This window comes from Rhodanobacter sp. TND4EL1 (assembly GCF_054061035.1).
The window spans coordinates 410,716-434,262 of sequence record NZ_JBSSDT010000003.1; the positions used below are offsets into that span (position 1 = coordinate 410,716).

General features: G+C 64.5%; 17 protein-coding genes and 1 riboswitch. Of the genes, 5 read left to right on the forward strand and 12 right to left on the reverse strand.

Translation table 11 applies throughout. The annotated features are described in order from the left end of the window. Positions 1-103 precede the first annotated feature (103 nt). Positions 104-856 (reverse strand): glutathione S-transferase family protein, encoded by a 753-nt coding sequence (locus ACVWWQ_RS13535; RefSeq protein WP_133948704.1) that lies wholly within the window; start codon positions 854-856, stop codon positions 104-106. A gap of 54 nt (positions 857-910) precedes the next feature. After that, the gene (locus ACVWWQ_RS13540) at positions 911-1,342 is read right to left on the reverse strand and encodes an acyl-CoA thioesterase (RefSeq protein ID WP_133948702.1); all 432 of its coding nucleotides are present in this window, start codon (positions 1,340-1,342) and stop codon (positions 911-913) included. Between the two features lie 161 nt (positions 1,343-1,503). On the opposite strand from ACVWWQ_RS13540, the gene ACVWWQ_RS13545 reads away from it, so the two are divergent. Beyond that, a complete protein-coding gene (locus ACVWWQ_RS13545) occupies positions 1,504-3,840 on the forward strand; it encodes a S9 family peptidase (RefSeq protein WP_133948700.1) in 2,337 nt (778 codons plus the stop codon). A gap of 66 nt (positions 3,841-3,906) precedes the next feature. Here ACVWWQ_RS13545 and ACVWWQ_RS13550 read toward each other — a convergent pair whose 3' ends face one another. The 6 genes from ACVWWQ_RS13550 to glnK all read right to left on the reverse strand — a co-directional run bounded on the left by ACVWWQ_RS13550 (position 3,907) and on the right by glnK (position 14,271). After that, the gene (locus ACVWWQ_RS13550) at positions 3,907-5,838 is read right to left on the reverse strand and encodes a M56 family metallopeptidase (RefSeq protein WP_133948698.1); all 1,932 of its coding nucleotides are present in this window, start codon (positions 5,836-5,838) and stop codon (positions 3,907-3,909) included. 1 nt (position 5,839) lies between these two features. Beyond that, entirely contained in the window at positions 5,840-6,226 is a 387-nt protein-coding gene (locus ACVWWQ_RS13555; RefSeq protein WP_133948696.1) for a BlaI/MecI/CopY family transcriptional regulator, read from the reverse strand. 154 nt (positions 6,227-6,380) lie between these two features. Further along, positions 6,381-9,623 (reverse strand): TonB-dependent receptor, encoded by a 3,243-nt coding sequence (locus tag ACVWWQ_RS13560; RefSeq protein WP_133948694.1) that lies wholly within the window; start codon positions 9,621-9,623, stop codon positions 6,381-6,383. Between the two features lie 258 nt (positions 9,624-9,881). Then, positions 9,882-10,898: a ribonucleotide-diphosphate reductase subunit beta gene (locus tag ACVWWQ_RS13565; RefSeq protein WP_133948692.1), complete on the reverse strand. Its 1,017-nt coding sequence runs from the start codon at positions 10,896-10,898 to the stop codon at positions 9,882-9,884. A gap of 83 nt (positions 10,899-10,981) precedes the next feature. Continuing rightward, on the reverse strand, positions 10,982-13,474 hold the full coding sequence (locus tag ACVWWQ_RS13570; protein WP_457383432.1) for a ribonucleoside-diphosphate reductase subunit alpha: 2,493 nt from the start codon (positions 13,472-13,474) through the stop codon (positions 10,982-10,984). A 155-nt stretch (positions 13,475-13,629) separates the two neighbouring features. Beyond that, positions 13,630-13,843: riboswitch (cobalamin riboswitch) on the reverse strand. An 89-nt stretch (positions 13,844-13,932) separates the two neighbouring features. After that, a complete protein-coding gene (gene glnK / locus ACVWWQ_RS13575) occupies positions 13,933-14,271 on the reverse strand; it encodes a P-II family nitrogen regulator (RefSeq protein ID WP_099653051.1) in 339 nt (112 codons plus the stop codon). 183 nt (positions 14,272-14,454) lie between these two features. Between glnK and ACVWWQ_RS13580 the strand changes: the two genes are divergently transcribed. From ACVWWQ_RS13580 to ACVWWQ_RS13590, 3 genes are all read left to right on the forward strand, one after another. Beyond that, positions 14,455-14,715: an accessory factor UbiK family protein gene (locus ACVWWQ_RS13580; RefSeq protein WP_099653050.1), complete on the forward strand. Its 261-nt coding sequence runs from the start codon at positions 14,455-14,457 to the stop codon at positions 14,713-14,715. A gap of 144 nt (positions 14,716-14,859) precedes the next feature. Next, a complete protein-coding gene (locus ACVWWQ_RS13585) occupies positions 14,860-16,353 on the forward strand; it encodes a YifB family Mg chelatase-like AAA ATPase (protein WP_099653049.1) in 1,494 nt (497 codons plus the stop codon). A 78-nt stretch (positions 16,354-16,431) separates the two neighbouring features. Further along, positions 16,432-18,237 (forward strand): cation:proton antiporter, encoded by a 1,806-nt coding sequence (locus ACVWWQ_RS13590; RefSeq protein WP_099653048.1) that lies wholly within the window; start codon positions 16,432-16,434, stop codon positions 18,235-18,237. 60 nt (positions 18,238-18,297) lie between these two features. Here ACVWWQ_RS13590 and aceA read toward each other — a convergent pair whose 3' ends face one another. Further along, positions 18,298-19,596, reverse strand: a complete 1,299-nt coding sequence (aceA, locus tag ACVWWQ_RS13595) for an isocitrate lyase (protein WP_133948690.1) — start codon at positions 19,594-19,596, stop codon at positions 18,298-18,300. 40 nt (positions 19,597-19,636) lie between these two features. Further along, positions 19,637-21,232 (reverse strand): malate synthase A, encoded by a 1,596-nt coding sequence (gene aceB, locus ACVWWQ_RS13600; protein WP_133948688.1) that lies wholly within the window; start codon positions 21,230-21,232, stop codon positions 19,637-19,639. A gap of 122 nt (positions 21,233-21,354) precedes the next feature. Here aceB and ACVWWQ_RS13605 point away from each other — a divergent pair, with 122 nt between their 5' ends. Then, the gene (locus ACVWWQ_RS13605) at positions 21,355-22,392 is read left to right on the forward strand and encodes a LysR family transcriptional regulator (RefSeq protein ID WP_133948685.1); all 1,038 of its coding nucleotides are present in this window, start codon (positions 21,355-21,357) and stop codon (positions 22,390-22,392) included. Positions 22,393-22,512: 120 nt separating this feature from the next. On the opposite strand, the gene ACVWWQ_RS13610 is transcribed toward ACVWWQ_RS13605, so the two are convergent. Together ACVWWQ_RS13610 and arfB are read right to left on the reverse strand one after the other, a co-directional pair. Continuing rightward, positions 22,513-23,109: a lysophospholipid acyltransferase family protein gene (locus ACVWWQ_RS13610; RefSeq protein WP_133948683.1), complete on the reverse strand. Its 597-nt coding sequence runs from the start codon at positions 23,107-23,109 to the stop codon at positions 22,513-22,515. After that, positions 23,106-23,528, reverse strand: coding sequence for an alternative ribosome rescue aminoacyl-tRNA hydrolase ArfB (arfB, locus tag ACVWWQ_RS13615; RefSeq protein ID WP_133948681.1), 423 nt, complete (start codon positions 23,526-23,528; stop codon positions 23,106-23,108). The genes ACVWWQ_RS13610 and arfB overlap by 4 nt, the downstream gene beginning before the upstream one ends. Positions 23,529-23,547 lie beyond the last annotated feature (19 nt).

The following is a 23,547-nucleotide window of genomic DNA, read 5'->3' on the forward strand; positions in this document are numbered from 1 at the left end:
CAGGAGCGGCGGCGGGAGCTCACCCTGTGCGCGATGCTTTTCCATGATGCGAAGAGCTCGCACGCAGCGTGCGCTCCTGCAGGTGGCGGTTCGGGCGGGAATGCTACGACGCGCGCGGCGGACCGGGGCGGGGCGTGCTGGTGCCGAACGTGTCGGTGGTCAGTGGTGCGCCGGCGGTGATCAGGGCGCCGCGCTGATCGGCCAGTGGCAGACGCAGCATGCAGTCTTCGAAGCGGGCCAGCTTTTCGAACACGGGCAGGGCCTGTACCTGGGTCATCAGGGCTGCCATCAGCGGCCAGCGTTCGGCATCGATGGCGTAACGCACGAACGAGGCGGTGCGGAAGAAGCTGGCGATGCTGATGTCGGCGATCGACAGCGCGCCGAAGACGAAACCGTCATCGGGCAGTTGCTGCTCCAGATAGTCGAGTGCGGCGGGGATGGCCTCGTCACGCGCGTGCTGCACCACGGCCTCGTTGGGGGCCTCGCCGAAGATGTGGCGCTTGATCGCCAGCTGGTAGAACAGCCGCCAGATCAAGCCATCGGCCAACCGCGTGTCGGCGTATTCCTCCAGCCAGCGGGCCTGGGCGCGATCGGCGATGTCGCGGGGATAGAGCGACGGCGTGGGATGGCGATCTTCCAGGTATTGGCAGATCACGCTGGAATCATTGAGCACCAGGTCGCCGTCGATCAGCACCGGGATGCGGCGCAGCGGGCTGAGCCGGCTGAACTCGTCATTGCCGACGAACGGCGCGATCGGATCAATCTCGTATTCCAGCCCCTTCAGTTCAAGGCAGACCAGCACCTTGCGCACATAGGGCGAAATGTAATTGCCGATGACTCTGAGGGGCTGCGACATGGGGCATCTCCTTGATCACGGATGCCGCAGCGTGCGATGGACCAGGCGTCCTCGTCAAACCGCGCCGTCGGCCGCCACGGGCGCACCGCCGGTGTTCTCCGCGGCTTCCGGCAGCGCCGGGATGGTGGTGGGCGAGCCATTGGAATCCAGCGCGATCATCACGAAGCGGCCGGTGGTGCAGACGCGCCGGTCGCCGCTGAGCAGGTCCTCGGCGGTCATCTCCACTTCCACCTGCATCGAGCTGTGGCCGACCTTGACCACACTGGCGACCAGCTCCACCAGTTGGCCGGTGCGCACCGGCACCCGGAAGTTGACCTCTTCGGAGCGCGCGGTCACCACGGTGCGGCGCGCGTAGCGCGAGGCCACGATGAAGGCGGCCTTGTCCATCCACGCCAGCGCCTGCCCGCCGAACAAGGTGCCGAGGTGGTTGGTATGGTCGGGGAAGACCATTTCCAGCAGGCGGGCTTCGATCGGGGCAGTGGACATGGGCTTCGGGTGGGTGGTGGATGCCGCATTGTAGTTTGTCTGTCGTCGGCATGGACCTTTGGCATAGGAGGTACGCGCGATATCGCGCTAGCATCGGGCGGTTCGGCCTGGGCGCGGCCATCCGGCCGCCGCCATGCCATCCGGATCCAGTGGAGGAATGCATGAATGTGATGATCGGCAAGTCGCGTCTGGTCGGCGCGGTGGTGATGGGGTTGCTTTCCGGCGGCGTTGCCGCGCAGGGGCGCAGTGTGAGTGCGAGCGACTACGCCCACGCGGAACGCTTCATGGCTTACAACACCGTGCCGCTGGTCGATCACGCGGTCACCCGTGTCAACTGGCTGGACGACAGCCACTTCTGGTACGTCGACCACGACGCCAGCGGCGATCACTACACGGTGATGGACGTCACCAGCGGCAAGCCCGCGCCGGCGTTCGACCAGGCAAAGCTGGCCGCCGCGCTGACCAAGGCCGCCGGCAAGCCGGTCAAGGCCGACAAGCTTGGCCTGCGTGATTACACGGTCGCGGCGGATGGCCGGCTGGACGTCCGTCTGGGCAGTGCTGAGTACCTGTGTGACCTGACGGCTGCCGATGCCGGCTGCCGCAACAAGTCCACGTTGGTGAAAACGGGCGACGAGCCCGGCGCGCTGTCGCCGGACAAGAAGAGCGAGGCCTTCATTCGCCACTGGAACCTGTGGCTGCGCGACGTCGCCAGCGGCAAGGAAACCCAACTCACCACTGATGGCGTGGAGAACTTCGGCTACGCCACCGACAACGCCGGCTGGAAGCATACCGACAACGCGATCGTCGAGTGGTCGCCCGACTCGAAACAGATCGCCACCTTCCAGCAGGATCAGCGCAAGACCGGCGAGATGTATCTGGTCAGCACCAACGTCGGCCATCCGAAGCTGGAGAAGTGGAAGTATCCATTCGTCGGCGACAAGGACGTGACGATGATCGAGCGCGTCATCATCGACGTGCCCACGAAAAAACTGGTGCGCCTGCAGATGCCGCCGGATCAGCATCGCTCCAGCCTGTGCGACGACGTCAGCTGCGGCCCCGACGGCGGCTGGGATGACGTGAAGTGGGCGGCCGACGGCAAAACCCTGGCCTTTGTCTCCACCTCGCGCGACCACAAGCACGAATGGTTCCGCATCGCGGATGCCGCCACCGGCAAGGTGCGCACCGTGTTCGACGAGAAGGTGCCGACGTATTTCGAGAGCGGCAACGACGCGGTGGACTGGCGTTACCTGCCGGAAACCCACGAGGCGATCTGGTTCAGCGAGCGCAACAACTGGGGCAACCTGTACCTGTATGACTTGAACACCGGCAAGCTCAAACATGCGATCACCAAGGGCGACGGCAACGTCACCCAGGTGCTCAAGGTCGATCCGAAGACGCGCACCGTATGGTTCCGCGGGGTCGGTCGCACCCATGGCGTGAACCCGTATTACCAGCAGTTCTTCAAGGTCAGCCTGGATGGCGGCAAGCCGGTGCTGCTGACCCCGGAAGCGGCCGACCACACGGTGACGTTGTCGCCGGATGGTCAGTCCTTCGTTGATGCGTATTCCACGCCGACCGCGCCGCCCGTCACCGTGCTGCGCAGTGCACAGGACGGCCGAAAACTGGCCGACGTGGCCACCGCCGACATCTCCCGCCTGAAGGCTGCCGGTTGGGTGCCGCCGATCCCGTTTACGGTGAAGGGCCGCGATGGCAAGACCGACCTGTACGGCATGATGTTCAAGCCGTCGAACTTCGATGCCTCGAAGAAGTACCCGATCATCGACTACATCTACCCGGGTCCGCAGACCGGTTCGGTGCGCGGACGCAGCTTCTCCGCCGCGCGCGCCGACCACCAGTCGGTGGCCGAACTGGGCTTCATCGTGGTCGCGATCGACGGCATGGGCACGCCGTGGCGTTCCAAGGCATTTCATGACGCCTACTTCGAACACATCGAGGACAACACGCTGCCGGACCAGGTGGCCGGCCTGAAGGAACTCGGCAAGAAGTACGCGTGGATCGACCTCGACCGCGTCGGCATCTGGGGCCACTCCGGCGGTGGCAACGCCACCGCGGGCGCGATGTTCCACTACCCCGACTTCTTCAAGGTCGGCTGGGCCGAAAGCGGCAACCACGACAACCGCAACTACGAGGACGACTGGGCCGAGAAGTGGCAGGGCCTGCTGGTCACCGACAAGGACGGCAAGACCAACTACGACGCCCAGGCCAACGAGAGTTTCGCGAAAAACCTCAAGGGCCATTTGATGCTGGTGCACGGCACCATGGACGACAACGTGCCGCCGTCCAATACACTGCTGGTGGTCGACGCGCTGATCAAGGCGAACCGCAACTTCGACCTGCTGATGATCCCGAACGCCCACCACGGTTACGGCGAAGCCACGCCGTATGCCACCCGTCGCCGCTGGGACTACTTCGTGCAGTACCTGGCGGGCAATACGCCGCCGGTGGAGTACCAGCTGAAGGCGTGGCCCTGGCGTTGAACACCCCGTGACAGCCGGCCCCGGCATGTCCCGGGCCGGCTGACTAGACGGCAGTTGTCATTAGTTTTACCGCAGGCTGGCGGGTTTGGCCACGCCCTTGGCGATTGCCTCGTCGAACAACTCGGTCATGACCAGCTTGGCTTGTGACGCAGCACTTCGTGCCTCCTCGCGCAGTATGGCCTGTCGGTCTCTCAGTTTTTCCTGCCGATCCCGCAGCGCGGCTTGCTGGCCTCTGAGGTCGGCCTGTTGGTCCCTCAGCGATTGCGCTTTTGCATTGATGGCGGATGCCTGCTGCCGTTCCAGGTCAATCGTTTTCTGGTTCAGTGTTTGCAGGCGCGATTCGTATAAGCGTGGGTCGGGAGCCGACGCAGATGATGCGGCCAGTTCGGCCCTTTGCCCGGCGAGCGTTGCGCGTCGCGCCGCGAAGTTCGCTTGGAGCGTGCCCACTTCGGCCATCTGTCCGCCGAGCCCGGCCATCTTGGTGCCGAGAGTGCCCATCTGGCTGCCCAACTCCCCCATCTGGCCCCCCAGCTCGCCCTGCTGTGTGCCTAGCGTCGTGACCGGGGCGTAGGCTGCGCTGGCGCGATGAATGTAGGTCGGGTCATCGATCCGGTAGGCCCGGTCACCACGATGGAACCAAAGCACCGGCTTGCCTTCGCGCTGCAGACGGTTGGCGACGTCAGCGTCGCTGTTGCTGCCGTTGACGATGGTGGTGTTGCCGTCGATCAAGGCGAAGCCTTCGGCAGCACTGGAGTAAATGGTGATGCTGGAGTGCTGGACCTGTGCACCATGGAGTTGAGGCAGCGGGTTGGGTGGTGCTGGCGGCGGTGGCGGCGGCAGGGCCGGCGGCTGCGGTGGTGGCGGAGGAGGCATCGGTGCCATCGGCGGCGGAGAGGCGGGCGGCAGTGGCGGTGCGGGCGGAGGCGGCGACAACGCATTGGCCTGCACCGAACTGGCTGGCATAGCCTGGGCGTGGTCGGCCACCGTCGCGGTGACGCGGTAGGGCAGTACGCCGATCAGGGCGATCGCGGCGACGAGCAGCCAGCCGCGCGTGCGGGGCGGTGGCTGGTTTGCAGTTTGCTGAAGCATGGTCAGTCGCCTCTTCAGGTTGAGGAAGGATGGGGATGCACCGGCCAGGCCGGCATGGACGGGTTGCGCCACGCCGAGGCGCAGCAGCAGGCGGCCGTAGTCTTGTGGCGTGGCCTGGTCGTGTTGCACGACTTGTGCGTCGCAGGCCGACTCGCGGTTCAGCGCGTATTCGCGCATCGCCCAGCGCACCAGCGGATGGAAGCAGAACAGCCACTGCGCCAGCGCCGGAATCCAGCCCAGCCAGAGGTCGCCGCGGCGCAGGTGGACGAGTTCGTGGGCAAGCGCCATCGCCGACTCCTCGGCATTCAGCGCCTCGCGTGCCGGCAGCAGCACGGTGGGCCGCCACAGGCCGATGACCTGGGGCGAGATGATGGCGTCGGACATGCGCAGCTGCGGACAGCGGCGCAGGCCGAGCTGACGGGCCTTGCGCACGCACAGCGCCTGCATCGCCTGGTCGCCGACCGGTCGTGATGTGCGCAGCACCTGGCGTGCGCCGCGCCATTCGCGCCAGGTCCGCCAGGCCAGCCAAAGCAGCGCGGCCAACCACAGCAGGACCACGGCGGCGCGCCAGGAAAGCATGGGCGTGGCGGCAACGGCAACCGGCGATGCATTCAGCACGGCATCATGGCCGGCCAGGGCCGTGGCCGTGTAGGAGACGGAATGGGTAACCGACACCGTCGCTTCCACCGCTGGCGCCGGCAGCCACGGGAGTTCCAGCGGCGCATGCCAGAGCAGGCCCAGCAGCAGCTGGGCACCCACCAGCCACCACAAGGTGCAGCGCATCGCCGGCGATAGCTGCGGCAGCAGCCGTCCCAGCAGATGGACCACGCCGATCAGGGCGATGGCCTGGATGGACGTCCACAGCATGCGCGTGAGCAGGGTATCGGCCAGGGCGTTCAGCGCATCCATCTCACGACTCCTTGCGGCGTGACTGCAAGCGGGACACCAGCGCTTCCAGCTCGGTCAGTTCGTCGTCGCTGACTTCGGCGCGCTCGGACATCCACGCGACGAACGGCGACACCGAGCCGCTCAGCGTCTTCTCGACGAAGCTGCCGACCGCGCTGCGCATCGCCTCGCCGGCGCCGGTGACCGTGCTGTAGCGATACATGCCCTTCAGTTGGCGGCGTTTGAGGTAACCCTTGATGCGCAGTCGCTCCATCATCGTCAGCACGGTCGAGCGGGCCAGCCCGCGTGGCTCGCCGAAGGTGGCGGCCACTTCGCCGACCGAGGCCGGGCCGCATTCGTCCAGATGCTGCAGCAGCGCCAGTTCCTGGTCGCCGATGGAAGGTTTGCGCATGTCGATGACGCCGTTTGACTACAGATGTAGTCAACCTAACTCCTGACTACACCTGTAGTCAATAGGCCTCCGGTCACGGCCGTCCGTCCCGAATCTGGTGCAAAAAAAGCCGGCGCCACCAGGGCGCCGGCTTCCTCATCAGCTACCGCATAGCTCAGAACGTGTAGCGCAGCGTCAGCATCGCCGACCAGCGCGAGACCACCCGGCTGGGATCGTAGAAGCCGCCGTCATACACCTGCAGCTGCTGCGGCTGGTAATTGCCGTTCTTGTCGGTGGGCAGGGTGTAGACGTACTGCCCCTGCGCGTTCACCCCGGCGTAGCTGGCCAGCGTGCGGGTCGGGTAGATGCCGGTATTGCTGGCCTGGCCCCAGTTCTTGTTCATCAGGTTGAGGAAGTTGTAGACGTCCAGACGGATCTCGCCCTTGTTGCCCTTGAAGATGCCGGGCACTTCCTGCGAGAAGCTCATGTCCAGCGAATTGACCCAGGCGGTACGGTCGCCGTTGCGGCCGGCCACCTGGCCGCGGTGGTCCCGCAGGTACGAGTCGCTGGCCAGGAAGTCCTGGAACTGCTGGATGACCTGGGCGCTGGTTCCCGCCGCATAGGCCACCTTGGGATCGCCGGCCGACGGGATGTACGCCGGATCCCAGCCGCCGATGCTGTCGCCGTTCGCATCGTTGGCGAACACCCAGGTATAGGGGTTGCCGGTGCGACCGTTGTAGAACATCGACACCTGACTGCGGTAGTCGCCAAAGAAATTGTGCTGCCAGTTCAGCGACGCCTTGAAGCTCTTGGCGATGCTGTAGTTGGAAGTGGCCGTCACGTCGGCATTCGGGTTCAGCCGCGCCACGCGCTGGTAGCCGTTGTAGGCGATGGTGTCGGTGCCGGGATCGACATCGGTGGCGTGGTTGAAGGTCATGCTGACCGTGCCGGAGAAGCCGTCGGCGAACGGCTTGCTCAGCGCCATCGTGAAGCTGTCGGACTTGCCCTTGTGGGTATTGGTGAGCAGGGTGGAGGCGGTGGAGAAGGCACGGTTCTGATTGGCCAGCGCGTCCTTCGAAACGGGTGCCTCGCCCGGCGTCTTCCAGAACTGCAGGCGGCCATCTGGCAGCACGCCGGTGGGTGCGCCGAAGTTCACCGCCTGGTACAGGATGCCATCGCGCACCTTGATGTGCTGGTACTCGGCCGACGCCACCATGCCCCACCAGGGAAGCTCGCGATCCAGCGCCAGGCTGGCCTTCCATACCGTAGGCAGATGGAAGTTCCTGGCAATCGTGTCGATCGAGCCGGCGCCGCGGCCAGCGGGAATGTTCTGGTTGAACGGGTCGGGACTGAACGGTGCCTGCGACGGATCGAAGGTGGTGTACGAACGCAGGGTGACGCCGTTGTTCTGGTACGGATTGGTCATCCACACCGTGGGCGGCGCGGTCTGGAACAGGCCGACGCCGCCACGCAACTGGGTCTTGTAGCTGCTGTCGAACGCGTAATTGAACGACAGTCGCGGTTCCACCACGCGGTTGCTCGAGCCAACCGTGTAGTTGTTGCGATAACCAAACGCCTGCGCGAACGCCGCGTTGTTGACCGGCGGTGCACTGGAGTGCGGAATGTCGACGCGCACGCCGTACTGCACCGACAACTGGTCATCCACCTGCCAGGTGTCCTGCAGGAACGGGCTGTACTGGCTATAGGTCCACTTGCCGGCGATCTCGGCCAGCGTATAGCCCGGCGCGGGATGGTAGAGCACGTACTTGTTGTAGTTGCCGGCAAGGAAGTTGTCGATGCCCCAGAAATTGTACTGGCCGAATTCGGTCTGGCCGAACAGATTGTTGATCTTGTTGCGCTGGTAGTCGATGCCGCCCTTGATCGCGTGGTCGCCCAGGTAATACGTGCCGGCCAGGAAGACGCTGAGTTTCTTGGTGTCGATGTGGTTGTAGTGGCGGTATTGTTCCTCGCCCAGGTTCACCGACGGGCCCTTGCCATCCGGCGACAGATTCACGTTGACCGCGGGTTGCTGGAACGGCGCGGTGGTGTCCTGCACGAACTTCTGGAAGCCGACCTTGGCCTCGGTCGAGAAGTTCTCCGACCAGTCGTCGAAGATGTGGGCCACATAGTTCTTGGTGCTGATCGCCTTGGTATAGGTGTAGCTGGTCAGGCCGACGCTGCTGGGGCTGTTGCCGCCGACGGCAGGAAGCTGCTCCTTGGTGTTCTGGTAGGTGAAGCTGGCGCGGTGGTCGTTGCTGATGTTCCAGTCGATCTTGCCCAGATAGCGCTTGTCGTCATAGGTCAGCCCGCTCGCGCCGCCGAACACGCCGGGCGTGAGCCCCAATTGCTTGGCGGCATCGATCACCTTCTGCAGGTCGCCGGGCGATACCTTGTTGCTGGTCGATGCGCCGTTGCCCAGCGAGTTGTCCAGCCCGTTGGCGGAATCGGCGCCGATGCCGGTGGTCTTCTCGTGCTCTGCCGAGACGAAGAAGAACAGCTTGTCCTTGATGATCGGACCGCCGACGTTGAAGCCGCCGGTGGAGTCCTTCTGGTAGCCCTTGTAGTGGTAGCCGGGGTTGCTGCTGTCCAGCCAGCCGGCATCGCCGACCAGGTGATTGGCGTTGCGATAGGCGTAGTAGACCGAGCCATGGAACTGGTTGGTGCCGCTCTTGGTGACCGCATTGACGTCGGCGCCGACGGTATCGGAGGTGGTGTCGTAGGTGGCGGTGGAGATGTTGTACTCGGCGATCGTTTCCGGCGAGATCGGCGACTTCTGGTAGGGCAGGCCGTTGGCATTGAGGCCGAACGGGTCGCCCTGGGTGACGCCGTCGACGCTGACGTTGTTGTAGCGATTGTTCATGCCGTTGGCGGAAATCGCGCCGGTGCCCTGATCGGTGACGTTGATGCGCGGATCCAGCCGGGCCACGTCATCGACCGAACGGTTACCCTGCGGCGTGGCCTTCAGTTGCTGCTGCGAGATGTTGGTCGACAGGCCCTTGTTGTCGGAAGAAAAAGTCTGCGCCAGCGTCGAGGCACTTACCGTCACCGCCGACAGGTCGCGAGCTGTCGCCGTCGACGGCGCCATGCTCAGATTGATCGAGGAAGGGTTTCCCAGTTGCAGGTAGACATTGTCTTGTTCGACCCTCTGTTCCGCCTTGTTCGCGGTGATTTCGAACGGGCCGCCCACGCGCAGACCCTGCGCGGTGTAGCGACCGTCGTTGTCGGTGACCACGGTTTTCGTGGTGCCCGAAGGTTGATGCACGATCGTCACCGTGGCGCCGGCCAACGGCTGGCCGTTCACATCAAGTACGCGGCCGCTGACACCGGAGGTAGTGACGTTCTGGGCGGCGAGCGGCGTCACGGCCAGCAACGAGGCGATGGCGAAGGGCAGCAGTCTGAGGCGATTCGGGGTAGTCATGGGCGATCCTTGAAAGCAGTGGGTACTGCGGGATACCCAGTCACTCGCAGGCTCTCGGCAAATCACCCCGTGAATCCCCGACTCGACGGCCACCCGCTGGTCGATCAGCGTGCGGCCGACAGGCGGCAAAGGCGGATCTGATCGCAGTCTAAAGATTTTTCATGACACTTTGTTAGGCAGGAAACGCCTTGGTTTGAACGGGAGTGGTCGCAAGAAATTGCGGATGGCTCGGCTTCATGGCCACTCCATGCCGGTGATTCAGAACGCCATGTCGAAAGCGACCTCGCCCTGCACGCCGACCTGATAGGCCGAAACGCGCCGCTCGAAGAAATTGGCAACCTCCTGCACGTCCTGCAGATCCATGAAGTCGAACGGGTTCTTCGCGCCGTATTTCTTCGGCAGGTCCAGCTGGGCGAGGCGCTGGTCGGCGCAGTATTCCAGGTACTGGCGCATGTCCTTCACCGACATGCCGACCACGCCGCCGGACAGCACGTCCTCGGCGAACTGGGTTTCGCAGGCGATCGCCTCTTCCATCATCTGCTCGACCTGGACGCGCATCTCCTCGTCGAACAGATCCGGCTCCTGCTCGCGCACGGTGCGCACCACTTCGAACGCGAACGCCATGTGGCAGCTCTCGTCGCGGAACACCCAGTTGGTGCCCGCCGCCAGGCCGTGCAGCAGGCCGCGCGAGCGCAGGTAGTAGACGTAGGCGAAAGCGGCATAGAAGAACAGGCCTTCGATGCAGGCGGCGAAACAGATCAGGTTGAGCAGGAACTGGCGGCGGTGCTCACGCGTTTCCAGACGACGCAGGCCCTGGATCGAGTCGATCCACTTGAAACAGAACGCACCTTTCTGCCGGATCGACGGAATCGTCTCGATCGCCGCGAACGCACCGTTGCGCTCGGCCGGGTCGGGAATATAAGTATCGAGCAGGGTGAGGTAGAACTGCACATGCAGCGCTTCCTCGTACAACTGGCGCGACAGGTACATGCGCGCTTCCGGCGCGTTGATATGCTGGTACAGGTTCAACACCAGATTGTTCGACACGATGGTGTCGCCGGTGGCGAAGAACGCCACCAGGCGCCTGATCAGATGGCGATCGGCGGCAGACATTTTTTTGTCGAGATCACTGGTATCCATCGAGAAATCCACCTCCTCGACGGTCCAGGTGTTCTTGATCGCGTTGCGATACATCTCGTAGAAACCGGGATAGCGCATCGGGCGAAGGGTGAGTTCGAAACCCGGGTTGAGAATGTGGCCATCGGCTTTTGACATGGAGCTGCTCCGTGGGCGCGCCGCGATTCGGCGTCGCGCAGAATGGGGTGCCGCATCCCTGCGGCGGGATCATCCATGAAAACTTACTGGCAGGCTTCGCAGTACTCGGGGTTCTCGAGCGAGCAGAACACCGCCGCATTGGCCTTGTCCTGGTCGATCGCGCCCTGTTCGGCGGCGGGAGCGACAGTGGCGCTGCCGCTGCCGCTGCCGCTTACCGTGGTCTTGGCGATCTTCGTGGCCGGCCGTGAGCGCAGGTAATACGTGGTCTTGATGCCGGCCTTCCACGCGTACATGTACATCGAGCTCAACTGGCCAATGTTCGGGTTCTCCGTGAACAGGTTCAGCGACTGGCTCTGGTCGATGTATGCCCCGCGCGCCGCGGCCAGTTCGATCAGCGCCTTCTGCGGCAGCTCCCACACTGTGCGATAGATGGTGCGTAGGCGTTCGGGAATGGCGCTGATGTTCTGGATCGAACCCTCGGCCAGCTTGATCGCGTCGCGGATTTCGGACGTCCACAAGCCGAGCGACTTCAGCTCGTCGGCCAGATAGCGGTTCACCTGCAGGAAGTCGCCCGACAGCGTTTCGCGTTTGAACAGGTTGCTGACCTGTGGCTCGATGCATTCGTAGCAGCCGGCAATCGAGGCGATCGTCGCGGTGGGTGCAATCGCGATCAGCAGCGAGTTGCGCAGGCCGTGCTGCCTGACCTTCTCGCGCAGCGCGTCCCAACGGGCATCGTCATGCGGCGTGGCGTTCGGCCAGTGGTCGAATTGCAGTTCGCCGTTCGCCGCGCGGCTTTCGGCAAAGCCGGGATGAGCACCCTCACTCTCGGCCAATTCGCACGACTGCGACAAGGCGTGGAGATAGATTTCCTCGGCGATCCGCGTGGACAGCGCCAACGCCTCGGCCGAGTCGAACGGCAATCGCAGCTTGAAGAACACGTCCTGCAGGCCCATCACGCCCAGCCCCACCGGACGCCACTTCATGTTGGCCGTGCGTGCGGTCTCGATCGGATAGAAGTTCAGGTCGATCACGCGGTTGAGCTGACGCACGGCCGTGCGCACGGTCGAGGCAAGCTGGTCGAAATCGAAGGCGCCGTCGACCACGTGCCGCGCCAGGTTCACCGAGCCGAGGTTGCACACCGCCGTCTCGTTCACCGAGCTCACTTCGAGGATTTCGGTGCACAGGTTGGACAGGTGGATCACGTTGTCGGGTTTGGCCGTCTGGTTGCTGGTGGCGTTGCAGCGATCCTTGAACGTCATCCAGCCGTTGCCGGTCTGTGCCAGCGTGCGCATCATGCGGGCGTAGAGTTCCCGGGCCTTCACCTTCTTCACGGCGAGGCCCTTCGCTTCGGCGTCGCGATACAGGCGATCGAATGTCTCGCCCCAGCTGTCGACCAGCTGTGGCATGACCTTGGGATCGAACAGCGACCAGTCGCCATCGCCCTCGACCCGGCGCATGAATTCGTCGGGAATCCAGTTGGCGATGTTGAGGTTGTGCGCACGGCGCGCATCGTCGCCGGTGTTGTCGCGCAATTCGAGGAAGTCCTCGATGTCGGCGTGCCAGGTTTCCAGATACACGCAGGCCGCCCCCTTGCGCTTGCCGCCCTGGTTGACCGCGGCGACCGAGGCGTCCAGCGTCTTCAGCCACGGCAGCAGGCCGTTGGAATGACCGTTGGTGCCCTTGATCAGTGAGCCGCGCGAACGCACGCGCGAGTACGCCAGGCCGATGCCGCCGGCGAACTTGGACAGCTTGGCCACGTCGGCGTATTTGTCGTAGATCGACTCCAGTGAATCGAGCGGCGAGTCGAGCAGGTAGCAGGAGCTGAGCTGCTCGTGCGCGGTGCCGGCGTTGAACAGGGTGGGCGAGCTGGCGATGTATTCCAGCGACGACAGCAGGCGATACAGTTCCAGCGTTTCGGCGATCTCGTTGCCGCCCAGCGCGCAGGCGATGCGCATGAAGAAGTGCTGCGGCGTCTCGAGCACCAGCCGCTGTTGCGGATGGCGCAGCAGGTAACGGTCGTACACCGTGCGCAGGCCGAAATACTCGAACCGACGGGTGGCCAGCGGATCGATCGCGTCGTTCAACTTGCGCGCATTGGCCGCCACGAAATCGCGCAGACGCTCATTGAGGATGCCCAGCTCCGCACCGCGCACGATCGACTGCGAGAAGCTCTGGATCTCCTGGCCGCTGACTTCCTTGTCGATATAGGCACCGAGCAGGCGCGCGGCGAGCTGGCCGTATTCGGGTTCCTCGGCGGTCAGCGCGGCGGCGGTGCGGATCGACAGCTGGTCCAGCTCCTGGGTGGTGGCGCCGTCGTACAGGCCGCCGATGGTCTTCAGCGCCACGCGCAATGGATCGACGCCGTGCAGGCCTTCGGCGCTGCGCGTCACCGCGCGCACGATCTTGTTGACGTCGACGGTTTCCTGGCCGCCGTTGCGCTTGGTCACATGCATCTGCGCCGCGCTGTGCGGCGAAGTCAATGCAAAGTGGGTGTCGGATGAGGAGGTGTCGCTGGCGGCGGTCGGTTCGACGCGCGCGACGGTGCGCTCGCGTTCCACGGTATCGAGGGGTTGCATGTTTGGTGGCTCCCGGCTTGGACATCAAACGCCTGCTTCCCACGAGCAGGGCCTGATAGCGAAGGTTCCGGAGGCGACGCGCAAGCCGGACGCCACGCGGCGACCTGCTCCACGACGCACTTCCCCGCGGAAGCCGTCACTACGCACCGGGACACGTTCGTCCCGATGTGCCGGCAGGTCTTCGGACTTGCGGACGTGGATCTTGCGATCCGCCTACTTGCTCCCGCTTCCCAGCCGCCGAGGGCCAGTGCATGTGGGGGCGTTCGTTTCCGCTTTACCGCTGCGGGGCAGTTCCGGAGTTACACCGGATTCCCTTTTAAGCCCGACCGATGTCGCATCTGGTCGGGCACCGACGAGCACAACATATCGGGTGATCAGGGCCTGGTCAACCCAATAACTTGTGCATAAGTCAGGAGGAGATGCGGGCGCCGCCAGCGCTGGCGCGGCCTGCGACGGAATTACAGCGCGTCGTGATCCAACTCGCCGGTGCGGATGCGGATCACCTGCTCCAGGGAGCTCACAAAGATCTTGCCGTCGCCAATCTTGCCGGTGCGGGCTGAGTTCTGGATCGCTTCCAGCACCCGATCGAGCTGATCATCAGCCACGGCCACTTCCAGCTTGATCTTGGGCAGAAAATCCACCACGTATTCGGCGCCCCGATAGAGCTCGGTGTGGCCCTTCTGGCGGCCGAACCCCTTCACTTCGGTCACCGTGATGCCCTGCAGACCCACTTCCGCCAGCGCCTCGCGGACGTCGTCCAGCTTGAACGGCTTGATGATCGCCACGACCAGCTTCATGGGTTGATTCCTTATGCCAGGGCGTCGAGTGCGCCGGGTAGCCATTTTGCCTGCACGCCGACAGGTTGTCGCCTGACGACTGGGTGTGTAGGACAATCCTTACAATTATTGATGGAGCGTACCGATGGCGGCCCTGAATCTCGTTCACCTAAGATTTAACTCGACGAGCTCGAGGTGCTATCCATGATGGGTAGGCAGGATATCGACCAGATTGCCCTGCGACTTGTGTCGTTGGTTCCGCCAGGGGTGGCACAAGCGCATCAGGATTTGCGCACCAACTTCCAGGATATTCTGGCGCAAGGATTGCGCCGCCTCGACCTCGTCACCCGCGAAGAATTCGAAGTCCAGTCCCAGGTACTGGCGCGTACCCGCGCCAAGGTCGACGAATTGGAGCAACGCGTGGCCGAGTTGGAGGCTGCGGTAGCTGCCCGCACGGGTTCGTAAAACCACCTCCCGGGAGCCGCCTCCGATCCGTCACCCTCACCCCGAGAACGATCGGAGGCGGTTATTTATTCAGCGCTGCTGATGGAGCCGCTTCATGTCAGTGCCTGTCAGCGCCCTGTCTTTCCTGTTTAGACCCGCGGCCGCATGAGTCTTGCCGTCACCCTGAGCCGTGCACAGGAAGGGATCGCCGCGCCGCAAGTGATGGTCGAGGTGCATCTCTCCGGCGGGTTGCCATCGACGAATATCGTGGGTCTTCCCGAGGCGGCGGTGCGCGAGGCGCGCGACCGCGTGCGTGTGGCCATACAGAACACCGCCTTCGAATATCCCGGGCGCCGCGTCACGGTGAATCTGGCGCCTGCCGAGCTGCCCAAGGATGGCGGCCGTTTCGACCTGCCGATCGCGCTGGGCATTCTTGCCGCCAGCGGGCAGGTGCCTCGCGACAAGCTGGACGATTGCGAATTCCTTGGCGAGCTGGCGTTGAGTGGGGCGCTGCGCAGCGTGTCCGGCGTGCTGCCGGCCTTGTTGCGGGCGCGGGCAAGGGGGCGGCGTGTGGTGGTTCCGCGCGAGAATGCTGCCGAAGCCGCACTGGTCCCTGACGTGGACGTGCGGGTGGCCGATACGCTGGCCGACGTCTGCAGCTGGCTGCGCGGCGCGCACGAGTTGTCGATGCCGGTCGGCATTCCCAGCAATGGCGGCGCCGCGGACGGCCCCGACCTCGCCGACGTGCGCGGACAACTGCAGGCACGTCGAGCGCTGGAGATCACTGCGGTCGGTGGTCATCACCTGCTGCTGATCGGCCCGCCCGGTACCGGCAAGACCATGCTGGCCGAACGCCTGCCTGGCATCCTGCCGCCGTTGACGGAGTCCGAGGCGCTGGAGACGTGCGCGGTGCTGTCGATCGCCGGCCAGGGCGCCGATCTGGCGCATTGGCGTCGTCGCCCGTTCCGCTCGCCGCATCACACCGCTTCGGCTGTCGCCCTGGTCGGTGGTGGTTCGTATCCGCGACCAGGCGAAGTCTCGCTGGCGCACAACGGGGTCCTGTTTCTCGACGAACTGCCGGAATTCAGCCGGCACGTGCTGGAAGTGCTGCGTGAGCCGATGGAATCGGGCCACATCATGATCTCGCGGGCAGCGCGGCAATCGACGTTTCCCGCGCAGTTCCAGCTGGTGGCCGCCATGAATCCGTGCCCTTGCGGTTATGCCGGTGACCCGCGTTGCCAGTGCACCCCCGATCAGATCCAGCGTTATCGCGCGCGCATTTCAGGCCCGCTGCTGGATCGCATTGACCTGTGTGTGGAAGTGCCGCCGGTGCCGCTGTCTGACCTGGGTGCCCCGCGCGGTGAGCGCGACGAGGATTCCGCCACGGTGCGTGCCCGCGTGCTCAATGCGCGGCGGCAGTCGCTGATGCGGGCAGGTCGGCCGAATGCGGAGATCAGCACCCGGGAACTGGAGCGCGATTGCGCGCTGGGCGCGCCCGAGCGGCGCTGGTTCGAGGCTGCGCTGGAGCGGCTGGGCCTGTCCGCCCGGGCCTATCATCGCGTCTTGCGGGTGGCTCGCACGATTGCCGACCTCGACGGTGGCGCGGCGCTGCTGGAACGTGAGCACCTGGCCGAGGCGTTGCAATACCGCCGCTTCTGAGCGATCGACCGGTCTGCGTGGCTGGACGTGTCCCGTCGCGCATGGTTCGATGGCGCCCGGATATTCCCAAGGATCATGATGACTATCGAGCTCAGCCTGATGCTCACCGGCATGCTGGTGATCGGCTTTCTGGCGCAGTGGCTGGCGTGGCGGGTGAAGCTGCCGGCGATCGTGTTCCTGTTGCTGGCCGGTATCGTGCTCGGCCCGGTCAGCGGCGTGCTTGATCCCGACAAGCTGCTCGGCGAGCTGCTGTTTCCCGTCGTGTCGCTGGCGGTGGCACTGATCCTGTTCGAGGGCAGCCTGACCCTGCGCTTCAACGAACTGCCGGGGATCGGCAAGGCGGTGCGCGGGCTGATCAGTTACGGCGCGGTGGCCACCGTGCTGTTGCTGGCATTGGCCGCCCACCTGGTCGCCGACCTGGCGTGGCCGATCGCGTTGCTGTTCGGCGCGCTGGCCTGCGTCACCGGCCCGACCGTGATTTCGCCGATGCTGCGCACGCTGCGACCCAATGCACGCATCGCCAACACGTTGCGCTGGGAAGGCATCGTGATCGACCCGCTGGGCGCGTTGTTCGCGGTGCTGATCTATGAAGCCATCGTGTCGCGTCAGCAAGGTCACACGATCGGCATCTTCGTGGCCACTGTCGGTTGTGGCGTGGGTATTGGCGCGTTGTCCGCTTGGATGATGGCGTTCTTCCTGCGTCGCCAGATGATTCCCGAGTATCTGCAGAACTTCGCGGTGCTGGCATCGGTGCTGCTGGCTTTCAGCGTTTCCAATACCCTGACCCACGAATCGGGCCTGCTGGCGGTGACCATCATGGGCATCGCCTTGGGCAACCTGCGCGGCGTGCATATCGACGACATCCTTGATTTCAAGGAAAGCCTGACCACCTTGCTGGTGTCGATGCTGTTCATCCTGCTGGCCGCACGCCTGCACTGGCCACTGCCGGAAGGCATGCTGGGCGCGGGCATCGCCCTGTTCGTGATCGCTCAATTCCTGGTGCGGCCGGTGACCGTGGCGATTGCCACGTTCGGCAGCGGACTGAATTGGCGCGAGCGCGCGTTGATCGGCTGGGTGGCACCGCGTGGCATCGTCGCGGCATCGGTATCGGCGCTGTTTGCACTGCGGCTGGATGTACTGGGGGTCGCCGGTGCCGACGCACTGGTGCCGCTGGTATTCACCCTGATCATCGGCACCGTGGTGTTCCAGAGCGCCACGGCGAGGCCGCTGGCGCGCTGGTTGAAAGTGGCCGAGCCGGAGCCGCGTGGCGTGCTGATTTTCGGTTCCGACGTGGTGGCGCGTGCGATCGGCAAGGCGCTGGCTGACGCCGATTTCCATGTCGTACTCGCCGATGATGATTGGGATGGCATCCGGCTTGCCCGCATGGAAGGGCGCAACACGTTCTTCGGCAACCCGGCTTCACCGCATGCCGAGCGGCATCTGGATCTGACCGGCATTGGTCGCCTGCTGGCCGTTTCCACCCATCGCGAACGCAACTCGCTGGCCTGCGTGCACTACCGGCAGGAGTTCGGTCGCGAAAAGGTCTACCGCTTGCGCAACCTCACTCCTCAGGAGAACACCGACCGGGCAGCCCTCGCCGGCAGCCTGCTGGCGCCGCCGCTGTTTGACGAAACCATGACGCATGGTCGCTTCGCCGAGATGCTTGAGCAGGGTTGGCGGATCAAGTCGACCAAGCTCAGTGCCACGTTCGACTGGCCGCATTTCATCGAACAGTACGGCTCCAATACGGTGCTGATGTTCGGCATCGAGGAGAAGGGGGCCTTGCGAGTGGCGTCGGCCAAGCGCGAGCTGGAACCGAAGCCGGGTTGGACGGTGATAGCGCTGGTGCCGCCTTTGAAAGCGGAAGCGAGTGGAGAGGAGTGAGAACAGACTGGAAGCGATCCTTCGCTTCCTGCTCCTCACTCATCCACTCGCTTCTCACCATTACGCGGCGGCGTGACGGGCGAACTGCGCTTCCTCGGTCGAGCCTTTCAGTGCGGTGGTCGATGACTGACCCTGCTGGATCGCCTGGGTCACCGCGTCGAAGTAGCCGGTGCCCACTTCGCGCTGGTGCTTCACCGCGGTGAAGCCGCGGTCCGCGGCAGCGAATTCCTTTTCCTGCAGTTCGACGAAGGCGCTCATCTGGCGCCGCGCGTAACCATGCGCCAGATCAAACATGCCGTAATTCAGGCTATGGAAGCCGGCCAACGTGATGAACTGGAACTTGTAGCCCATCGCGCCCAGCTCCTTCTGGAAGTTGGCGATGGTGGCGTCGTCCAGGTTCTTCTTCCAGTTGAAGCTGGGCGAGCAGTTGTAGGCCAACATCTTGCACGGGAATTTCGCGTGGATCGCCTCGGCGAACTTGCGGGCGTCGTCCAGGTTCGGCTTGCTGGTTTCGCACCAGATCAGGTCGGCGTACGGCGCGTAGGCCAGTCCGCGGCTGATTGCCTGGTCCAGGCCCGGATTGACGCGGTAGAAGCCTTCGACCGTGCGTTCGCCGGTGATGAACGCCTTGTCGTTGTCGTCGATGTCCGAGGTCAGCAGATCGGCGGCATCCGCATCGGTGCGCGCCACCAGCAGGGTTGGCACGCCGGCCACGTCGGCCGCCAGGCGCGCGGCGTTCAACTTGTCGACCGCCTCGCGGGTCGGCACCAGCACCTTGCCGCCCATGTGGCCGCACTTCTTCACGGAGGCCAGCTGGTCCTCGAAATGCACGCCGGCGGCGCCGGCCTCGATCATCGCCTTCATCAGTTCGAACGCGTTGAGCACGCCGCCGAAGCCGGCCTCGGCATCGGCCACGATCGGCACCAGCCAGTCGCAGTCGTCCTTGCCTTCGGCGTGGTGCAACTGGTCGGCGCGTAGCAGGGTGTTGTTGATCCGCTTGACCACCAGCGGCACCGAGTTGGCCGGGTACAACGACTGGTCGGGATACATTTCGCCGGCCACGTTTGCATCGGCCGCGACCTGCCAGCCGCTCAGGTAGATCGCCTGCAGGCCGGCCTTGACCTGCTGCATCGCCTGATTGCCGGTGAGCGCGCCCAACGCGTTGACGAAGTCTTCCTTGTGCAGCGACTTCCACAAGCGCTCGGCGCCGTGGCGGGCCAGCGAGTGTTCCACGTGAACGGTGCCGCGCAGGCGCACCACGTCCTCGGCGGAGTAGTTGCGCTGAACGCCGGTCCAGCGCGGGTTGTTCTTCCAGTCCAGGGTGATCTGTTCAGCGGTGGGCAGGGCGTGGGTCTTCATGGCATGGCTCCGATGAGGATGTTGCTGCAGATGGCGGCGGTCAGGCGAGCTGGTCGTAGGCGGGCAGGGTGAGAAAGTTGCCGAGGACGTCGGCATGGGTCATGGCTGTGAGCAGCGCGGCGGCCGCGTCGGCGCGTGCTGCGCCGGGATGCCGACTGTCGCGCAGACGATGGGTGTGGGTGGCCACGGCGTGGTCGAACAACGCGAAGTCGATCGGTGCTTGATCGGGGAATTCAAGTGCCCCGTGGTGCAGCCATTGCCACAGCTGCGCCCGCGCGATTTCGGCGGTGGCGGCGTCCTCCATCAGGTGATGGATCGGGACGCAGCCTAGGCCGTCCAGCCACGCGGCGGTGTAACGCAGGCAGACCTCGACGTTGTTGTCGAACCCGGCGCGGGTGATGGTGCCGTTCGGGGCGGCGAGCAATTGCTCGCGGCTGACGTTCACGTCCGTGCGCATCACGTCGAGCTGGTTCGGCGCCGGCATGTGTTCGTCGAAGACCTGCTGCGCCACCGGTACCAGCGCCGGGTGCGCGACCCAGGTGCCGTCGTGACCGGCGTGCACCTCGCGCAGCTTGTCGGCGCGCACCTTGGCCAGCGTCGCTTCGTTGGCTGCTTCATCGCCCTTGATCGGGATCTGCGCGGCCATGCCGCCCATCGCGAATGCACCGCGGCGATGACACGTCTGGATCAGCAGTTCGGAATAGGCTTTCAGGAACGGCGCGATCATCTGCACCTGGCCGCGTTCGGGCAGCAGCCGGTCGCGATGGCCGCGCAGGGTTTTCAGATACGAAAAAATGTAATCCCAGCGGCCACAATTGAGGCCGACCGCGCGACCACGCAGCGCATGCAGGATCTCGTGCATCTGGAACGCGGCCGGCAGCGTCTCGATGAGCACGGTGGCCTTCATCGTGCCCACCGGCAGCTGCAGCTCGTCTTCGGCAGCGGCCATCACGGCGTTCCACAGCGCGGCTTCTTCCATCGCTTCGAGTTTCGGCAGATAGAAGTACGGGCCGCGGTCAAGCTCGTGCAGCGCGCGCGCGTTGTGTTGCACGAACAGCGCGAAATCGACCAGTGCGCCGGACACCGCTTCGCCGTCCACACTGAAGAACTTGTCGTGCAGATGCCAGCCACGTGGACGCACCACCAGGACGGCCGGGTGGTCACCCACGCGATAGCGCTTGCCCTCGGGCGAGGTGAAATCGATCGAGCCGTGTACCGCGTCGCGCAGGTTGATCTGCCCGTCCAGCTGGTTGGCGAAGGTCGGGGCCGAGGAATCCTCGAAGTCGGCCATGAACACCTTCGCGCCGGAGTTGAGCGCGTTGATGATCATCTTGCGTTCGACCGGCCCGGTGATCTCGACGCGACGATCACGCAACGCGGCCGGGATCGGCGCCACGCGCCAGTCCGATTCGCGGATGGCGGCCGTATCGGTGCGGAAGTCGGGCAGGCTGCCGGCGTCCCACGCGGCCTGACGTTCGCCCCGAGCCTGCAGCAGGCGCTGGCGGGTCGGCTCGAAACGGCGGTGCAGACGGGCCAGCAAGGCGAGCGCGGCCGGGGTCAGGATGCTCTCGTAACCCGCCTGATCCGCATGGATCTCAGCCGTGCCGAGTTCGAGTTTTTCCTGGGGTACTGCCATGGCATCGCTCCGTGTCGGGAATGGCACGAAGCTAGGTACAAATCAGCTATTTGACAAAGTGAATGTTTCAATCATTACTATGAGCATTACCAATACATACGCCAACGTATTGAAATTTCGAGATGAAAAAGCACGATATTTCGCTGAATAAGATCAAAAAGACACCCCGCAGCGGCGCCAGACAGCGCGGTGACGGCGCGGGCGCGGAGAGCGCCGGGCGTTTCTACTACAAAGGCAATCGACACAAGCAGTTGCGTGCGTTTGTCAGCGTCGTGAAGCTGGGCACGCTGACCCGTGCCGCGGAGGCGCTGTACCTGTCGCAGCCCACCATCAGCCTGCAGTTGCAGGCGCTGGAGCGCGAATTGGGCTGCAGCCTGCTGGAACGGCGTCGTCGTCGCATCAATCTGACCGATGCGGGCGAGGCGCTGTACGAGCTGGCGCGACCGCTGGTCGAAGGCTGGGACACGCTGGATCGCGACTTCCAGGCCAAGGTGAAGGGGCTGCAGGCCGGGCGGCTGACGATCGCGGCCGGCACCTCGACCATCCAGTACCTGCTGCCCGAACTGGTGCGTCGCTATCGCGAACGCTTTCCCGCGGTACAACTGCAACTGGCCAATGTCACCGGCAAGGACGGCATGGCCATGCTGCGCGCGGACGATGCCGATTTCGCGGTCGGTTCGATGCTCGACGTACCCAACGACATCGCCTGGGCCCCCGTGCATCATTTCGACCCGATGCTGATCATGCCGCCGGATCATCCGCTGGCCGCCAGGGACAAGATCACGCTGGAGGACATTTCACCGTATGGCCTGATTCTGCCGCCGCAACGATTGTCGACCTACCGGCTGGTCGACCTGGTGTTCCAGCAACAACAGGTGCCGTATCACGTGGCGATCGAGGTCGGCGGCTGGGACGTGATCAAGGAATATGTGGCGATGGGCATGGGTATCTCCATCGTCACCGGCATCTGCATCACCGCCGCGGACAGCGAGCGGCTGGCCGTGCGCAACATGAAGCAGTATTTCCCGCAGCGCAGCTACGGCGTGGTGATACGCAAGGGCAAGTTCCTCAGTGCGGAGGCGCGCGCCTTCATCGACCTGATCCGCCCCGGCCTGCTGAGCCATCGTGAACACGATGATCCGAGCCATTCGCAACGCTGAGGTTCGCGGGCTGGGCGGCTCCTTCCGACCTGGCTTGGCCACCGGATCCCTGCGGACACGCACGAAACGCACGGGCGATACCAAGACCTCTTGCGCAACATTCCCGGGCTTTTGCCCGGATCACACGTTGCGGCGCTTGCCCCGGAACGGCGCATAGAACGCGCGCAGACGCATCAGATCCGCTTCCATGTCGTCGCTGGTGTGAAACAGCGGACCGACGCCGATCGTCTTGTCGGGGTAGTTGAACCAGGCGGTGACGATCGGTACGCCGGCGTCGTGGGCGATGCGCCAGAAGCCGCTCTTCCAGCGCACCACCGGTTTGCGGGTGCCTTCCGGTGCGATGCCGAGCCACAGCGAGTCGCGTTGTTGCAACTGCTCGATCATCTGCTCGACCACGCCCTTGGCGGCGCCGCGGTCGATCGGCATGCCACCGAGTTGACGCAGGACTTTGCCAAGCGGGCCGCGGAACAGCTCCTGTTTGCCCATGAAGTGGATCTCGGCGCCGATGGCAACCTTCATCAGCAAGCCCCACACGCCATCCCACCACGACGAATGAGGCGCGGCGATCAGTACCGCCCGCCGCACGTCGGGAAACTCGCCGACCAGGCTCCAGCCACACAGTCGCAGCACGCCACGACAAAGCCGACGACGCCAGTTGTCGGTCAGGTGCGGCATGTTCGGTGGCAATTGCTCGGGGCGGGGTAGTTGGCCCTTCATTCGAGATCCGGTTTGCGTGAGCGATTTTGTTTGATCTGCCCACGCTGCTGCTTTCCCGCCAGACGGCGTTCTTTCGAAGCACGCGTGGGGCGGGTGGCGAGGCGCTTCTTCGGCGGCACCAGGATGCCGCGGATGATTTCGACCAGCCGCTCGCGCACGTCATCGCGGTTGCGCGCCTGGTCGCGGAAACGTCGTCCCTGGATCACCAGCACGCCTTCGGCGGTAAGCCGGCGATCACGCCGTTCCAGCAGTCGCGCACGGATTTCCTCCGGCAGCGAGGGCGAGCTGGCCACGTCGAAACGCAACTCCACCGCGCTCTCGGTGCGGTTCACGTGTTGACCGCCGGGACCGTCCGCGCGCAAAAAGCGCTCGACCAGTTCGGATTCGGGCAGGGAAAGGGTGCGGCTGATCGTCAGCATGCGGGAAGTGTAGGGGATG

Coding starts and splice junctions, on each gene's coding strand:
- ACVWWQ_RS13535 (WP_133948704.1), bottom strand. CDS start 856: ATGTCGCAGCCCCTCAGAGTCATCGGCAATTACATTTCGCCCTATGTG.
- ACVWWQ_RS13540 (WP_133948702.1), bottom strand. CDS start 1,342: ATGTCCACTGCCCCGATCGAAGCCCGCCTGCTGGAAATGGTCTTCCCC.
- ACVWWQ_RS13545 (WP_133948700.1), top strand. CDS start 1,504: ATGAATGTGATGATCGGCAAGTCGCGTCTGGTCGGCGCGGTGGTGATG.
- ACVWWQ_RS13550 (WP_133948698.1), bottom strand. CDS start 5,838: ATGGATGCGCTGAACGCCCTGGCCGATACCCTGCTCACGCGCATGCTG.
- ACVWWQ_RS13555 (WP_133948696.1), bottom strand. CDS start 6,226: ATGCGCAAACCTTCCATCGGCGACCAGGAACTGGCGCTGCTGCAGCAT.
- ACVWWQ_RS13560 (WP_133948694.1), bottom strand. CDS start 9,623: ATGACTACCCCGAATCGCCTCAGACTGCTGCCCTTCGCCATCGCCTCG.
- ACVWWQ_RS13565 (WP_133948692.1), bottom strand. CDS start 10,898: ATGTCAAAAGCCGATGGCCACATTCTCAACCCGGGTTTCGAACTCACC.
- ACVWWQ_RS13570 (WP_457383432.1), bottom strand. CDS start 13,474: ATGCAACCCCTCGATACCGTGGAACGCGAGCGCACCGTCGCGCGCGTC.
- glnK (WP_099653051.1), bottom strand. CDS start 14,271: ATGAAGCTGGTCGTGGCGATCATCAAGCCGTTCAAGCTGGACGACGTC.
- ACVWWQ_RS13580 (WP_099653050.1), top strand. CDS start 14,455: ATGATGGGTAGGCAGGATATCGACCAGATTGCCCTGCGACTTGTGTCG.
- ACVWWQ_RS13585 (WP_099653049.1), top strand. CDS start 14,860: ATGAGTCTTGCCGTCACCCTGAGCCGTGCACAGGAAGGGATCGCCGCG.
- ACVWWQ_RS13590 (WP_099653048.1), top strand. CDS start 16,432: ATGACTATCGAGCTCAGCCTGATGCTCACCGGCATGCTGGTGATCGGC.
- aceA (WP_133948690.1), bottom strand. CDS start 19,596: ATGAAGACCCACGCCCTGCCCACCGCTGAACAGATCACCCTGGACTGG.
- aceB (WP_133948688.1), bottom strand. CDS start 21,232: ATGGCAGTACCCCAGGAAAAACTCGAACTCGGCACGGCTGAGATCCAT.
- ACVWWQ_RS13605 (WP_133948685.1), top strand. CDS start 21,355: ATGAAAAAGCACGATATTTCGCTGAATAAGATCAAAAAGACACCCCGC.
- ACVWWQ_RS13610 (WP_133948683.1), bottom strand. CDS start 23,109: ATGAAGGGCCAACTACCCCGCCCCGAGCAATTGCCACCGAACATGCCG.
- arfB (WP_133948681.1), bottom strand. CDS start 23,528: ATGCTGACGATCAGCCGCACCCTTTCCCTGCCCGAATCCGAACTGGTC.